Here is a 14,532-nt window from a genome sequence, read left to right on the forward strand (position 1 = left end):
ATGTGACAGTTACTGCAGCTCCTGGTACAGAGCAGGAAAAGGATTATGCAATCACTGTTCCTGCAGATAATCACGTATGGATCATGCTTCATGATGATAGTTCTTATTACGTTTTGTATACAGATAAGGAATGTAAAGAATTGCATGAGCCAGAGGAAGATGTGAAAGGAGACACACATCTTTATGCAGAGATTGAGTCTTATGAGGATTATGAAGAGGCAGAGGATGAAGTATGAGGAGTTTGAGAGTATTTATCCGGTAACAATATATCACAAAACAATACCATGGATTTACAATTCGTGTCATTTTCTGTCGTTTCGTGACAGAATTATTGAAAAAATTCTGACTTTTTTATAATGAGGATAACAAATGGGAGTATAGCAAATGGAAGAGGAGGGATGTCGTGTATTGTATTGCCATATTGACTGATCAGGAACAATTTTTTGCACAGACATTGAAAACAGTACCGACAGTGGTGTTTCTCGCATTACCGGGTGTGTCCGGCCTGAATGCAGCAGAACACCTTCGTTCTCTGTATCCGAAATGTGGAATCATCTGGTGCAGTGACCTTGATTTTTCGCTTCATGCGTTCAGGCTGCGGATAGAATATTTTTTTATGAAACCTGTGGAAGAGCAGAAAATAAAAGAAGGACTTTCAATCTGGCTTGAATGTAAAAAAGTAAGATGAGAAAGACATTCAGGAGGAAAACAACATGAAGACAATCATAAAGTATGAACTGGTCATAAATGAAGCACTTAGATCTGCACTCAATTACCACACACCAGACGAGCAGATTAATGAATTTATCCGCTTTTTCGGCAGACATATCGGTTCTGACAGAATATATATTTTTGAGGATTGTAAAGAAAGACATGGCACAGACAATACGTATGAATGGTGTGCACAGGGAGTAACTCCTGAGATAGACAGATTGCAGAATGTCGATATGGACGTAATAAAGTGGTGGTACGATACGTTTTCCAAGGGCGAAAGTATCATTATCACTGATATAGAAGATATAAAAGAAGAACATCGCGTATCGTATGATATGTTAAAAGAGCAAAATGTGAGAAATGTGGTGGTGTGCCCTTTACGTTATAAAGATGAGATAAGCGTTTTTTTCGGTGTGGATAATCCTCCCAAAAGTGATTACAGGGGGCTTACTACTTTTCTGGATATGATAGGAACGCTTCTTATCTCATTTCTGAAATTGCGTAATTCATTTATAAAGTCAAATAAAGAGGCAAAGCTCAGCAGTTATTCATCCCTCTCGAAGATCTACATATCTATGCATTTGGTTGATGTGCAGACAAAAAGATATCATATTATAAAAATGACAGATCAGATTGCGGAATATCTGGGAAAAGATTTTAAAATGGGAGAATATGAAATCAGGGATGATTTTTGCGGACATATCAAGAATATTGCTGAGAAAATGTGTATAGAATCACAACTTCAGGAATCACTGGAGTTTGTAGATATCAGTACGCTGGAAGAACGGCTTCTTGGAGAAAACAGCATAACACATGAATTTATAGATAAAACATCAGGTTGGTGCCGGAGCAGATTTATTCCTGTAGACTACGATGAAAATGGAAGACTTCTGCATGTGCTTTTCTGTATTCAGTGTATAGAAGAAGAAAAAAAGCGTGAGAACAGGCTGATTTATCTGGCGCGGACAGATCTTATGACAGGATTATGTAATCGTGGAAGCGGAGAAAAAAGGATTACTGAACTTTTAAAGGAAAAAACAGGAGGATTGCTTTGTCTGATCGACTGTGACAAATTTAAATCCATCAATGACAATTACGGGCATTCTGTAGGAGATAAGGTGATCATAGCTGTTGCGGAGAAGCTACAGAAAACATGTCGTGACAGTGATGTGGTTTTGCGTCTCGGTGGTGATGAGTTTGCCATGTTTGTGCCGGGAATGCTGGAACAAGGGGCAGCAGAGAAATTTTTTGAGAGATTTTTTGAAAATATCCGACAGATTGATGTCATAGAGATGCAGGGAAAGAGCATAGAAATAAGTCTTGGTGCGTGTTTTTATGATGGATATGAAGAGGTTTCTTTTGATCAGCTATACAGAAAGGCTGACAGGGCAATGTATCAGAGTAAAAAGCAGAAAGGCTGCAGTGCTGTAATTTATGGGGAGGGGATGTAAAAAATTCTGGAAGATTCCCGGTTATGAGCTGCGTAGCGAAGCGGAATAAAAGGAGGAGTCTATGAAAGAAAAGAAAGTAATTGATTACACCAGAACCTATCGAAGAATTGAGGCAGATAAAAAGAAATGTATTCTGTATATTGTTATACTGATCCTGCTTGGTTTTCTGCTTATGTGGACTCAGATCGATGTTTTTACTCCTTTGCATTTACAGATGCGATGCCGAAACTGAATACGAATAATGAAGAAGTGATCGAATATTTCTGCAAGGTCTGTGAGGACTGGATCCGGAAATTTGATATAGATGGAATCCGTTTTGACGTGGGAAATGAAGTGTCTCATCGGTTTTTAAAGCGGATACGGGAACATTTAAAAGCGGTAAAACCGGATCTTTATCTGCTGGGGGAAATCTGGCATGATGCAAGCCAGTGGCTGCAGGGAGATGAATATGATTCAGTTATGAATTATCCGCTGCTCAGCGGAATCCATGATTTTTTCCTTGATAAAACGATGAAAAAAGAGGAATTCGAATACATGGTAAACCGTTGCTATACCATGTATATGCAGCAGAATAATGATGTGCTTTTTAACCTGCTGGATTCACACGATACGGAACGTCTTATGAACCGTTTTCATGATCTGGATAAGTTCTATCAGCAGCTTGCAATTCTCTTCACTCTTCCGGGAAGTCCCTGTATTTACTATGGAACGGAGATTGCAATGGAAGTTTTGCTAAACGCATCGAATGAGAAGGTAAAAGGAAGCGGGGAAGTGCTTTTTGCCCGGGAGTTTGATGGAGATATACTTGGCGCAAATGGAACGCTGATTCGCAGAATTTAAACCGAATCAAGTAAGTCCCCTGCGGAGATTACGAAGAGTAATAAGCAGTGGATGGGGACTTGCTTGTATCACTCAGGTAAGAATTAAGTGATGGAAGCATTTCACATAATAATAGTTACTTTGCGCATTTTGTGTTATAATTGAGATTAACAGGAAATGATAAATATCTGTAAAATGAATGTTTATCAGGAACTTACCGGAGGACATTTTAGTTAAGGCGTAATAAATTTCGGACTTTGTGAAATGCAAAAGGGAGATCAATGATATGAGGAAAAAAACAGTCCAAAAAAGCAGTACCAAAGGCAATGCGAAGAGTAATACAAAGAGCAATGCAAGAAACAGCGTAAAAAACAGTGCAAAAAACAGCCCTCAAAAAGCTGTTAAGACTGTTGCTCCAACAGTAGAGAATGTTTCTGTTAAGCAAACCGCAATTATTCAGGAGCCATCTGTTGAACAGGATGAACAGAACATTCCAACGAAACAGCCTGATCTGGGACCGCGAAGAAGTGTAGCTTTCATTGGATCAGAATGTTATCCATTTGTTAAGACCGGTGGATTGGGAGATGTAATGTCTGCCCTGCCAAAGAGTCTGGCAAAATTAAACATTGATGTTAAGGTCATTCTTCCAAGATATAAATGTATTCCTCAGAAATTTCAGGAAAAGATGGAATACAGGGGTTCCTTTGATATGAATCTCTGCTCTGATGGAAAGCAGTATTATGTGGGAATTATGGAATATCAGGAGGACGGTGTTGTCTATGATTTTATAGATAATGATGAGTTCTTTTCCTGGGGAAATCCATATACGAATCTTATAGATGACATTCCGAAATTCTGTTATTTTGCAAAAGCTGCCCTTGCTGCCCTTAATTATCTGAATTGGACTCCTGATGTAGTACATTGTCATGACTGGCAGGCAGCTTTAGTACCACTTTATCTGAGAACCTGTTTCCAGGATACAGATGTGGGACGTGCAATTTCAGTACTCACAATACATAATCTGAAGTTCCAGGGTATTTATGACAGAAAAATGATTCAATACTGGTCAGGACTTCCGGATTATGTATTTAATAAGGACTGCATGATTCAGAACTGGCTGGATGCCAATATGTTAAAGGGTGGTATCGCTTACAGTAACAAAGTTACAACCGTAAGTAACACCTATGCCTGGGAGATTCAGACAGAGGAATATGGAGAGGGACTTGCAGACCATTTAAGATATCACAACAATAAGATTCTGGGAATTGTGAATGGTATTGATACGGATATCTGGAATCCAGCAACTGATAAGCTGTTAGCTGCTGATTATGATGAGAAGTCAGCAATAAAGAATAAAAAGATTAATAAAAAAGCTCTTCAGGAATCTCTGGGGCTGGATGTAGATGAGCATAAGATGGTAATCGGACTTATTTCACGTCTCACCAACCAGAAAGGTCTTGATCTTGTAAATGACGTAATCCCGGGAATTATGGATGAACATACGCAGGTGGTTGTTCTTGGTACTGGTGATTCTCAGTATGAGAATACATTTCGTTATTATGAAAACAAATATAAGGGCAATTTCTGTGCATATATTGCTTACAATGAAAATGTGGCTCACAATATTTATGCAGGATGTGATGCACTTCTGGTTCCATCAAGATTTGAACCATGTGGACTTACACAGCTTATAGCCATGAGATATGGTGCAGTTCCGATTATAAGAGAGACTGGAGGACTTAAAGATACGGTTCAGCCTTATAATATGTTTGAGAATACAGGAAACGGTTTTACATTTGACAGATATGAAAGCGGGCTGCTTTACGACGCGATCAACAGAGCAAAGACTCTTTATTTCGAGAACAGGAAATCCTGGGATGATATGGTAATCCGCGATATGAATAAAGATGTTTCCTGGGAAAAGAGTGCAAAACAGTACAAAGATATGTATGTAGGATTAACACCAAGAGATTAGAGCGTGCTTGAAAAATAAAAGTTGCACAAAACATATATCCTAATACCCATTTTCATGTTAGAATAAAGAAAAAGGGGTGTTAATTATGTTGAGACGATACGAATTAACCGATGAAGATGGAACCGTATAGCTCCATTACTGCCGCCTGAAAATTCCGGAAAACAGGGACGCCCCCAAAAGTTCAACCGGACAATTCTGAATGGAATTGTTTGGATTGCTCGTAGCGGAGCTCCATGGCGAGACCTTCCAGAACGTTATGGTTCCTGGCAAACTGTTTATTTCCGTTTCCGTAAATGGATTGAAGACGGCACCCTTGATAATATTTTTTGTGTTTTGAGCTTAGAAGCCGAATTAACAGAACTGTCAATTGACGCTTCTATTGTCAAAGCGCATCAGCATAGTGCTGGAGCAAAAAAAGGGGGCCACCAAACGAAATAGGACACAGCCGTGGTGGAGCCAGCACAAAAATCCATGCAGTTGTAGATGCATACGGTTATCCGGTTTATTTTATGATCAGTGAAGGGCAACGTAACGATATCAATTACGCAATCCCTTTGCTGGATCATGTCAATACCAATGGAAGTAATGTATTGGCAGATCGTGGATACGACTGTAACAAGCTAATTGATTATATCTATGCCCATACAGGAGAACCAACGATTCCTTCTAGAAAAGGTGCTAAATTTGAACGCCATTGCGATTGGTGGCTTTACAAAGAGAGACATTTGGTAGAAAATTATTTTCTCAAATTGAAAGCATATCGTCGAATTGCCACCCGCTATGATAAGCTGGCTTCAACTTTCTTGGGATTTATATGTATCGCTTCAATATTAATTTGGTTAAAATGAACAACTTACAATGTTTTTCAAACACGATCTAGAGCATTTACAGTTTGGACAGGGAAGAATATATCGGATTTTAGAGCCAAAGAATCGGGTTGGAAACAGAAGCTTTAAAATGATTTTTTCTGAAATTATAAAAAAGGCAGCGGCTTTTCCTGATAAATATGTCCTTACCAACCCTGTCTCAAAAAAATGGATTCAAATTCAATTTAAGAAAATACCTACTGCCATACAGCATAACCCCCCGCTGTTTTTATACCAGACGACAGGGCTTTCCTTAAGGCAGCTTATACTCTTTTGGAACCGTTTTTACATGTCCTTTTATGTATGAAAATCTACCGCAAGAGTGATAATACAAAAATGGATAACATAGATTTATAAAAGCAGGGGCTGTCCGGGAAATAGATAGTTCCAAAGCAGGGAGGGTATGACTTACAACAAGTCATACCCTCCCTGAAATTTTATCTGAAAAAAGAAAAAAAAGATGGCTAACGACAACCATCTTTCTCTCCGTTACATGTTATAATGTAACTATGCTAACAACTAATTATTATAATGACTTTTTTGAGTTTGGGCAACAGAAAATTAACTTTAGTTTTTTCGAATTGAGTTTACCCGATGACGATCCAGTCTATACCCTGAAAAAAGTGATGGAGGATTTAGATTTTTCTGGCCTGCTGGCCAATTGTTCAGATAAGGGAAGAACCGGGTATAACCCAATTATGATGTACGCTGTAGTTACTTACGCAAACATGCGCGGAGTACGTTCTGTTGACCGTATTGTAGAAGTATGTGAAAGAGATCTCGCTTTTATATGGCTGACCCATGGGCAGAAACCAAAACGGGACGCTTTTTATGAGTTTAAAGGGAAAAAGCTGACTTCTGAAATACTGGATAAAAAATACAGATACGAGATAATTTGAATACAAGGATGTGAGGAAAAATGCGAAAGGCAGAATACCGTTATTATGAAATTTCTCAGGATCTTCCCGTTATGGCATTAAGTGGTAAAAAATGGGAAACTATTTATGGGACAGATAATATGCACTTTCATAATTGTTTGGAGATAGGATATTGCCATTATGGAAATGGAACCATATATGTCGCAGAAAAAGAACTGCCATATCATGCCGGTACGATAACATTTATTCCTAAAAACACACCACATCGGACATGTCCTACACCGGAGGAACGTGGAAAAAAACAAAAATGGGAATATTTATTTGTGGATGTGGAAGAAATTTTAAAAAGAGGTTTTGTAAATGCTCCAGAAAAATATATTTATATTGAACAGAATCTATCGCAGAAAATAAGTGTTTTGGAGAATGCTGGAAGCACGAAGACTGTGACGCTTATGCAGATGATAACAGAAGAAATACAGCTGAGACAAGCAAATTATAAATATACTGTTTCAGCGCTTGCGTTTAATCTTGTGCTGTTTTTTGATCGTTTAGATAATGAAAACATAAAGTTTCAGAATAATTCTAGGGAAACTTTAGATTATACACGTAAAATTATAAGTTATATAGAATTACATTATATGGAGGACATCGGGGGAAAGGATTTTGCAAGGGTATGTAATCTGAGTGAGACACATATGCGGAGGATCTTTATAGAGTCTACTAATATTACACCATCAGAATATCTAAATCTGGTTCGGATTAAGAAAGCCTGTGAAATGCTCGCAAAAGAAAAATGTTCCATAGAAAAAGTGTCTAATTCTGTAGGATACCCAGTGTTATCTACATTTATGCGTAATTTTAAGAAAATAACGGGAATTTCACCAAATGCATGGCGGAGAAAAGCATTGGAGAATCCGGAAAATGTAACAACTTACCAAGTATCAGTGTTTAAGGGGTGGTAAAATATAATAGGGTGCCACTAGGAACAGTAAAAAAACCATAAGCATCGTCCCCATTCCCACATTATCACTTTGATCCGAGAGAGTATGAAGACAAAAGATGAACTTCCAGCCTGCTCGGTAGCAACGGCCGTGTCTCTTATTTCTCCCCACTTGAAATTGAGAGCTTCAAGTTTTTGGGGATGACAAGCAGCTCAGTATGATATTAATTGAAGATTGCAATGAAAAGATCATCTACCGTAAACAAGCAGTAGATGGTTTTTTTTATATCTTTTTGGGAACAAGTAGAGATTTATAGCTAGAAATATATGTTTTATCATAATCTGTGCAATAAGATGGGTTAATTCTTCGATTTACATATTTTTTAAAGTGTTCTGACATGGTATTATGGTACTTATAAAGAACCAATTATATCTGTTGGAGAGAGTGGTGAAAAGTTATGAAGCTATTGTTTAAACAAAGGTTGTTTTCATGGTTTGACAGTTATGATATCTATGATGAAGCAGGCAACACTGTTTATGTAGTAAAAGGTCAGTTGTCCTGGGAACATAAACTTGTAATTTATGATGCCTATGGAAATGAAGCAGGAATGGTTGTTCAGAAAGTTCTTACCTTTCTTCCTAAATTTGAGATTTATAAAAACGGCAGTTATACAGGATGCCTGAGCAAAGAATTCTCATTCCTGACGCCGCGTTATAATATTGATTACAATGGATGGCATATTGATGGAACCATTATGGAATGGGACTATAGCATTCTTGATCAAAGCGGATATTTAATTGCACGGGTCAATAAAGAACTGTTTCATATGACTGATACATATGTCATTGATGTACAGAATCCAGGAAATGCGTTGGATGCTCTGATGTTTGTACTTGCGATTGATGCAGAAAAATGTTCCAGAAATTAAAAAGTTGATCTTGTTGTCGAAGATATTCGGAGATGGGGAGGTAGCATGGGATTATTCAAAAAGAAAATCGTGAAAAAAACATATGACCGAGAACATATGAAACCAGTTATTCGTGTAAGCATATGTACTGGAGAAGAAGTAGCAGGATTCAAAGACATACGGACCGGAAAAATCGAAGAAATCATACTGATCAGATATCCAGAGGACTTAGAAAAATTTAAAGAGATATATGAGATAACAGAGGAAATTGCAAAAGAATATTAGACATTGGATAAGGAGGAGATGTTGTCATGAGAACTATAGGTAATATCCTTTGGTTTATATTTGGAGGATTATTGGGCGGACTGGCATGGATTTTTGCAGGTTGCATATGGTGTATTACAATTGTTGGAATTCCATTTGGAAAGCAGTTCTTCAAAATGGCAAGACTCTCTTTCATGCCATTTGGTGCGAGTGTGATAGGGTAGAATGTGTAAGGTCTTATCCTCCTTGCTGTATGGTGGTATTTTATGATGATAAATTTGGCGTGAATTGATATGATAATGACATTTAATGTTGTTCAATAGAGAGTTACTTTTTCATATAATTGTATCATCAAAAATAAGCAACAGAAAAAGGAGACAATACTATGGAAAATAAAAAAACGGCACTTATTACAGGTTCTTATGGCGGTCTTGGCACATGTTTTGTAAATATTCATGCAGGCGATGGTGGAAATCTGATTCTGGTGGGAAGAAATCAGAAAAAACTTGATGAACAGGCAGATAGCATACGCAAACTGTATGATGTGGGAGTACACACAATTGCGGCAGATCTATCTTCACCTGATGCAGCTCAGTTGATTTATGATACTTGCAAGGAAAAAAGGTGGCAGGTGGATTACCTGATTAACAATGCAGGTTTTGGCGGTCAGGGTGATTTTGCAAGAGAGAGGACGATGGAACAGGATATGTCCATGATCGCTGTAAACATTGAAACACCCACAAGGCTTTGTAAACTGTTTCTTCCAGATTTCATAAAAAGGGGAAATGGCAGGGTACTGAATGTATCATCAACAGCTGCAACAATGCCAGGACCTTTGCAGGCAGTATATTATGCGACTAAGGCATATGTTACAAGCTGGTCAAATGCTCTGTGGCGTGAACTCCAGGAAACTGGTGTTACAGTAACGGCCTTGATGCCTGGTGCAATGCAGACTGGTTTTATCAGTGCAGGTGGACTTTCTGATACAAAGCTGTTTTCAAATGCCGTAGATCCTGCCAGGGTAGCTAAGGCTGGTTATGATGTGTTGAAAGGAAAACTTAATGTGATCTCGGGGCTTCCGGGATGGCAGACTCCTATGATGAAACTGGCTCCTTTATTCCCGAAGAAGACCATGTTGAGTTTTGTATACGATCAGCAGCGTGTAGGAAATGCAAAGAGAAAATAAGGAAAGCAAATGGACAAATATATTTTAGATGGACAATATGGAAAATATCTTGAAATGATTGGTGTAAAAGTTGGTGAAGCATTAAAAGAAGCCGGTGTGACTGAGGAACTTTTCAGCTGGAATAAGCCGGTACTGGATGAAGTCGATTACTATGCCTTTATAAGTGCAGTAGGAAGACAGGTTACGGATCCGAAGCTGCCAATATTGCTTGCTTCTGCTGATAATATTGAGAGCTTTTCACCGCCGATCTTTGCGGCATACTGTAGCAAGAATGGCAACGTATGCATGGAGAGACTTAGTGCTTATAAGCGGATCATTGCTCCTATGCGGTATGAATTATACAAAACAGATGGAAAAGTGAAGCTTGTGATTGAGGCAGGCAAAGAAGAACTGACCATGCCGCAGTTCCTTGTGGAAACAGAGATGGTGTTCATTATAAATATTATTAGAAAAGCAACAAAGAGCCGCATTTCTCCTGTAGAGGTTCTGATGCAGCAGCCGGTCACTGATAAGGAATTTAAAAATTTCACAGACTGTGCGGTTAAGAAAAGTAACGAAAATGTCCTGATTTTCACAACTGAAGATATGGAGAAGCCTTTCATAAGCTTTAATGAAGGAATGTGGAATTTCTTTGAACCGGAGCTTCAGAAAAGACTGTATGAAATGGAAAAGGATGATACCTTTGCAGCGAAGGTTAGAAGTGCATTAACGGAACTTCTTCCAGGTGGTGGTGGAACAGCTGACGGTGTGGCTGAAAAGCTGGGAATCAGCAAACGGACGCTTCAAAGGAAACTGACTGAAAAGGATACTTCTTTTCAAAAGCAGTTGAACGGTGTAAGGGAGTTGCTTGCGAAACATTATATAAAAAATACAGATATGAGCACGGATGATATCTCATTTCTGCTTGGATACCAGGAACTGAACTCATTCCTGAGAGCATTTAGTAGTTGGACGGGAATAAGCGTCAGTGAGTATAAGAAGTATTGTTTTGTTCAGAACACAGCATCAAAACCATTCTATAAATTTAAAAAGAGAAGGTAGTTGCATATAATAAAGAGGAACAGAGATGCTATGATTAAGTTCCACACTTGAGCAATCAAGATACAGTGGGTACTTTATAAATGTTTAAACGAAGCCGTAGGACCGTAAGGTATAGCTTCTGGAGGCTCCCCAGTTTATCAGGGGAGTTTTTCTTTGGAAAGATTTATGATAATAAAAAATGAAAGTAATCAGAAATACAGGGCTAATGTCCTGCCTGTTAAAAATTTGAAAATTGAAATGTATAATTCAATTAAGCACATCTGTCAGTTTCAGGCGAGACTTTTGGAGTTGTGAGAATTCACTATTATAGTGTTTAACATAATATATAACAAGAATTCTCCTACCTCTGCAGGTAGTGAGATGAATTGTAGATCTGAGATCTGAGCATAAACGCGCATAAATGCTCAAAAGAATTTTATAAATAAATTGCTGATTTTTTTACAAAAACAATCTTGACAGTGACATTGAAAGCTGTATAATAACATTAACAGAACCCACCACGCCTCTGATTTTTCATGCGCAACCCGGTGGGACTTTCTTATTTATGGGGTGTTTTATGTATCAATATCCAAAACAAATATTAACAATAGAACAGCAGGTGCAATCTTATATAGATGCAGGAATGAAGATTACATCTCAAGAAGATGTAGAGAAGGCATTAAAGTCAATTGGATTTTATCGTTTGAGAGGCTACTCGTTTCAATTATATGATAATGCTGCAAAGAAGTATGTTCTGGGAACAAAGTTTGAAGATGTTATAAAATTGTATCAATTTGATCAAGAATTATCTGCTTTGGTTTTTTCAATGATTTCTAAGATTGAGGTTGCTTTGAGAGTGCGATTGGTGGAAGCATTGCTTATACACGGAGAACCACTTGTTTTGCAAGATTCATCGATTTTTAAAGAGAAAAAACGGTATTGGCAGAATATGGCTACTGTAGCGTCAGAAATTGCTCGCTCTAATGATGTGTTTATCAAACATAATTTTGACAATCATGATGGAGAAGTACCTGTATGGGCGGCCGTTGAAGTCCTTTCGTTCGGTACATTGTCGAAGATAATTAAGAATTTGAAAACAGGTACCGGAAGATCATATTCTATCTTGGCGTCAAATTATCAGTATAAATCGAAAAAAGGAAATTTGGTAAAACCATCACAGAAAATGCTTGCTTCATGGATACAGGGTGCTTCAGTATTGCGTAATATGTGTGCTCATAATTCCAGAATTTATAATCGTACAATTCATACGACACCGGAGATTCTGGATGTAGATAAAATTACGCCACCACCAGCGCATAATGGCTTGTATCAAATCTTACTGGCGATGAAGTACCTGCGTTCATCTGATGAGGAGTGGACAGTATTTGTAAATGCTTTCGATAAGCTGATTCAAAATAATAATGGTGCGGTCAGTCTCGCAGCAATGAATCTTCCTGCGGATTGGAAAGAACATTTAAGTGTATAAATGCAGTGGAATTGCATAAAATAATAAAGCAGACCTAATCAAGCACTTTTTGCTCAAATCGGTTAGGCTTTCGGCGGAGTGTTACGATAAGCACTTCGCCATTTTTATTTTGATAAGGAACATCCTCCTTTTACATATGATTGCACAATTTGAACGAAAAAAGTCTCATGATCATGTGAGAAAATGAAAGTAAAATTTATTAGATGATATAATTGTTATATCGGCTAAAAAATAGTGCGGTGAGCAAAAAGAATGGCGTTTTTGCCGATGATGTGATATACCGAATTTTAATCTATGACCTCAAATCGTAAAGCAAAAGCCGCAGGACTAATTGGATGCCCGCAGCTTAGTTTATGCATATTATTCAATTACTTTTCGTTTATTGATAACATACAGAATGATACTCATTGCTGCGACAATCGTCTCAACCACTGGCTGAGTAGCAATTACACCGGGTAACTTCCAAAATAGATTCATTACTATTACTCCTGGAATAAAGAGTATAACATTTCGTAGCATAGTGATGATCATGGAATTGAATGCCTTTCCCAAAACTTGAAAATAAGATGTTACAATATTTGTAATCCCAAGCATAGGAGCGGATAAGCCAATTACCCAAAGGAAGGATGCAGCCTGAACAATCAGTTGGTCTTCTTCTAGGAAAAATGATACCAATGCGCGTCTGAACATAATGAATGCAGCAGTAAAAAATACACCAATCAGAACATCAAACAAACCGCCGACATAAACAGCATTTTCAAGGCGTTTCTTCTGTTCCTGACGTTTGTGTATGACAATGCGGTGTGCTGTAAATATTATGAAGTGGTGTACATACTCTTTCATACGGGAATGCGAATATCAGAATTTTGTGGACTGACGCTGAAGGATATTGATCTTGAGAACAGAACTGTGAATATTGCCCACCAGTTGCAGAGAACGTCAGATATGCGATATATCATAGAAACTACGAAGACGGATGCAGGAACAAGAGTATTGCCAATCACAGAGGATGTGGCACAGATGTTTCAGGCAATCAGCGAGGACAGAAATGCTCTCAAAGTGGAAAAATCCATTGATGGCTACAGTGGATTCCTGTTTTACGATGACAATGGAATGCCCCTTGTGGCAATGCACTGGCAGCACCGTCATTTCAGAATATGAGTTATTACAGACCCAGACTGGAAATGGGTTTGGGTAACACAAGAGTAAAAATAACAGAATTATTGTAATTACGTAACCTGGAATGGGAAATGCAGAAGTATCCACAGATTCAGTCATTGAAAGAAGCAAATCTGTTATTAGGAACAAGACGGACATTTGGAATTTATCAGATCCGGGATGGTTCACCGGGCGACAACTATGCATTTATGAATATCCTGCGCCCTTTTTTGCGTTTTCTTGCATCTTGGTTCATATATTATGCATTTTGGTAATGCTCATATAGACATATAGATAAATATACGATAAAACAAAATCAGATACATAAAATCTATATCAATGTTGTTGCTTCTGTTGTTAAAAATTGTAGAGCAGGTTGAGAAAAAAGGAGAACAAAATGGGATCAGATATCATAAAAATAAGTCATCTAACCAAGAACTTCGGTGATGTAAAAGCTGTTAATGCGGGATATGTCGTAATCCTTGATAAAAGAAGCCTAGAAAAGGATGAAAGGCGGTGAATTATATGAGTTCTTTGGACAAAATACAGAAACTTTCAAAACTTGGAAAAATACTTTGCAGTATTGTTTTTGTTTTTTGCGTGATAGGAATTATAGGAAGTGTTGTAGGAATTGCATTTCTTGCAGCAGGGGTGGATGCGATACATATTGGAGGAGTTACATTAAAGAGTATAGTGCAGACAAACTCCGGAACCAGTATAGGTACAGCTAATATTTATATGGTTGTTGCAATTATTCTTTGTAGTGGTGAGGCTGTGATAACGATGGAAGTATATAATCACTTGGCAGGAATGGACAGGATAGAAAAAGAGATTGCCAGACTGGACGGATTGGTAATGAATGGCTGA

Annotated in this window: 14 protein-coding genes and 5 pseudogenes; 18 read left to right on the forward strand and 1 reads right to left on the reverse strand. The window is 38.0% G+C overall.

The genetic code is table 11. The annotated features are described in order from the left end of the window. The 15 genes and pseudogenes from HFM85_RS05275 to HFM85_RS05345 form a co-directional block, all read left to right on the forward strand. Positions 1 to 236 (forward strand): annotated as a pseudogene (locus tag HFM85_RS05275) (hypothetical protein); the annotation flags it as partial. A gap of 167 nt (positions 237 to 403) precedes the next feature. After that, the gene (locus tag HFM85_RS05280) at positions 404 to 688 is read left to right on the forward strand and encodes a response regulator (RefSeq protein ID WP_173737426.1); all 285 of its coding nucleotides are present in this window, start codon (positions 404 to 406) and stop codon (positions 686 to 688) included. Between the two features lie 25 nt (positions 689 to 713). Further along, positions 714 to 2,165: a sensor domain-containing diguanylate cyclase gene (locus HFM85_RS05285; RefSeq protein ID WP_173737427.1), complete on the forward strand. Its 1,452-nt coding sequence runs from the start codon at positions 714 to 716 to the stop codon at positions 2,163 to 2,165. A gap of 61 nt (positions 2,166 to 2,226) precedes the next feature. After that, complete coding sequence (locus HFM85_RS05290) at positions 2,227 to 2,397, forward strand: hypothetical protein (RefSeq protein WP_173737428.1); 171 nt, start codon at positions 2,227 to 2,229, stop codon at positions 2,395 to 2,397. Further along, positions 2,349 to 3,005: pseudogene (locus HFM85_RS05295) on the forward strand (alpha-amylase family glycosyl hydrolase); the annotation flags it as partial. The gene HFM85_RS05290 and the pseudogene HFM85_RS05295, both read left to right, overlap by 49 nt. A gap of 265 nt (positions 3,006 to 3,270) precedes the next feature. Further along, positions 3,271 to 4,959 carry a glycogen synthase gene (locus tag HFM85_RS05300; RefSeq protein WP_173737429.1) on the forward strand — a complete coding sequence of 563 codons (1,689 nt, stop codon included), beginning with the start codon at positions 3,271 to 3,273 and terminating at the stop codon, positions 4,957 to 4,959. A gap of 138 nt (positions 4,960 to 5,097) precedes the next feature. After that, a pseudogene (locus tag HFM85_RS05305) lies at positions 5,098 to 5,807 on the forward strand (IS5 family transposase). A gap of 527 nt (positions 5,808 to 6,334) precedes the next feature. Further along, positions 6,335 to 6,700, forward strand: a pseudogene (locus HFM85_RS05310) (transposase); the annotation flags it as partial. A 44-nt stretch (positions 6,701 to 6,744) separates the two neighbouring features. Continuing rightward, a complete protein-coding gene (locus tag HFM85_RS05315) occupies positions 6,745 to 7,665 on the forward strand; it encodes an AraC family transcriptional regulator (protein ID WP_173737431.1) in 921 nt (306 codons plus the stop codon). A gap of 436 nt (positions 7,666 to 8,101) precedes the next feature. Further along, complete coding sequence (locus HFM85_RS05320; protein ID WP_173737432.1) at positions 8,102 to 8,572, forward strand: LURP-one-related/scramblase family protein; 471 nt, start codon at positions 8,102 to 8,104, stop codon at positions 8,570 to 8,572. 45 nt (positions 8,573 to 8,617) lie between these two features. Further along, a complete protein-coding gene (locus HFM85_RS05325; RefSeq protein ID WP_173737433.1) occupies positions 8,618 to 8,836 on the forward strand; it encodes an aspartate dehydrogenase in 219 nt (72 codons plus the stop codon). Positions 8,837 to 8,862: 26 nt separating this feature from the next. After that, positions 8,863 to 9,039 carry a YccF domain-containing protein gene (locus HFM85_RS05330; protein ID WP_173737434.1) on the forward strand — a complete coding sequence of 59 codons (177 nt, stop codon included), beginning with the start codon at positions 8,863 to 8,865 and terminating at the stop codon, positions 9,037 to 9,039. 161 nt (positions 9,040 to 9,200) lie between these two features. Beyond that, complete coding sequence (locus HFM85_RS05335) at positions 9,201 to 10,001, forward strand: SDR family NAD(P)-dependent oxidoreductase (protein WP_173737435.1); 801 nt, start codon at positions 9,201 to 9,203, stop codon at positions 9,999 to 10,001. A gap of 9 nt (positions 10,002 to 10,010) precedes the next feature. Continuing rightward, a complete protein-coding gene (locus HFM85_RS05340) occupies positions 10,011 to 11,042 on the forward strand; it encodes a helix-turn-helix domain-containing protein (RefSeq protein ID WP_173737436.1) in 1,032 nt (343 codons plus the stop codon). A 556-nt stretch (positions 11,043 to 11,598) separates the two neighbouring features. Further along, positions 11,599 to 12,507: an Abi family protein gene (locus HFM85_RS05345; RefSeq protein WP_173737437.1), complete on the forward strand. Its 909-nt coding sequence runs from the start codon at positions 11,599 to 11,601 to the stop codon at positions 12,505 to 12,507. A 360-nt stretch (positions 12,508 to 12,867) separates the two neighbouring features. Here HFM85_RS05345 and HFM85_RS05350 read toward each other — a convergent pair whose 3' ends face one another. Then, complete coding sequence (locus HFM85_RS05350) at positions 12,868 to 13,350, reverse strand: MATE family efflux transporter (protein ID WP_173737438.1); 483 nt, start codon at positions 13,348 to 13,350, stop codon at positions 12,868 to 12,870. Between HFM85_RS05350 and HFM85_RS05355 the strand changes: the two are divergent. From HFM85_RS05355 to HFM85_RS05360, 3 genes and pseudogenes are all read left to right on the forward strand, one after another. Beyond that, positions 13,282 to 13,653: pseudogene (locus HFM85_RS05355) on the forward strand (tyrosine-type recombinase/integrase); the annotation flags it as partial. The gene HFM85_RS05350 and the pseudogene HFM85_RS05355 sit on opposite strands and share 69 nt — an antisense overlap. A gap of 409 nt (positions 13,654 to 14,062) precedes the next feature. Further along, complete coding sequence (locus HFM85_RS16415; RefSeq protein ID WP_274602631.1) at positions 14,063 to 14,185, forward strand: hypothetical protein; 123 nt, start codon at positions 14,063 to 14,065, stop codon at positions 14,183 to 14,185. Positions 14,186 to 14,190: 5 nt separating this feature from the next. Next, a complete protein-coding gene (locus HFM85_RS05360; RefSeq protein ID WP_173737439.1) occupies positions 14,191 to 14,532 on the forward strand; it encodes a hypothetical protein in 342 nt (113 codons plus the stop codon).

Source organism: Blautia schinkii (assembly GCF_013304825.1).
Taxonomy (GTDB): Bacteria; Bacillota; Clostridia; order Lachnospirales; family Lachnospiraceae; genus Blautia_A; species Blautia_A schinkii_B.

Excerpts from the sequence above, each read along its gene's own strand:
- HFM85_RS05330 (WP_173737434.1), top strand. The coding sequence starts at position 8,863 with ATGAGAACTATAGGTAATATCCTTTGGTTTATATTTGGAGGATTATTG.
- HFM85_RS16415 (WP_274602631.1), top strand. The coding sequence starts at position 14,063 with ATGGGATCAGATATCATAAAAATAAGTCATCTAACCAAGAACTTCGGT.
- HFM85_RS05320 (WP_173737432.1), top strand. The coding sequence starts at position 8,102 with ATGAAGCTATTGTTTAAACAAAGGTTGTTTTCATGGTTTGACAGTTAT.
- HFM85_RS05335 (WP_173737435.1), top strand. The coding sequence starts at position 9,201 with ATGGAAAATAAAAAAACGGCACTTATTACAGGTTCTTATGGCGGTCTT.
- HFM85_RS05300 (WP_173737429.1), top strand. The coding sequence starts at position 3,271 with ATGAGGAAAAAAACAGTCCAAAAAAGCAGTACCAAAGGCAATGCGAAG.
- HFM85_RS05325 (WP_173737433.1), top strand. The coding sequence starts at position 8,618 with ATGGGATTATTCAAAAAGAAAATCGTGAAAAAAACATATGACCGAGAA.
- HFM85_RS05285 (WP_173737427.1), top strand. The coding sequence starts at position 714 with ATGAAGACAATCATAAAGTATGAACTGGTCATAAATGAAGCACTTAGA.
- HFM85_RS05340 (WP_173737436.1), top strand. The coding sequence starts at position 10,011 with ATGGACAAATATATTTTAGATGGACAATATGGAAAATATCTTGAAATG.
- HFM85_RS05360 (WP_173737439.1), top strand. The coding sequence starts at position 14,191 with ATGAGTTCTTTGGACAAAATACAGAAACTTTCAAAACTTGGAAAAATA.
- HFM85_RS05290 (WP_173737428.1), top strand. The coding sequence starts at position 2,227 with ATGAAAGAAAAGAAAGTAATTGATTACACCAGAACCTATCGAAGAATT.
- HFM85_RS05350 (WP_173737438.1), bottom strand. The coding sequence starts at position 13,350 with ATGAAAGAGTATGTACACCACTTCATAATATTTACAGCACACCGCATT.
- HFM85_RS05315 (WP_173737431.1), top strand. The coding sequence starts at position 6,745 with ATGCGAAAGGCAGAATACCGTTATTATGAAATTTCTCAGGATCTTCCC.
- HFM85_RS05345 (WP_173737437.1), top strand. The coding sequence starts at position 11,599 with ATGTATCAATATCCAAAACAAATATTAACAATAGAACAGCAGGTGCAA.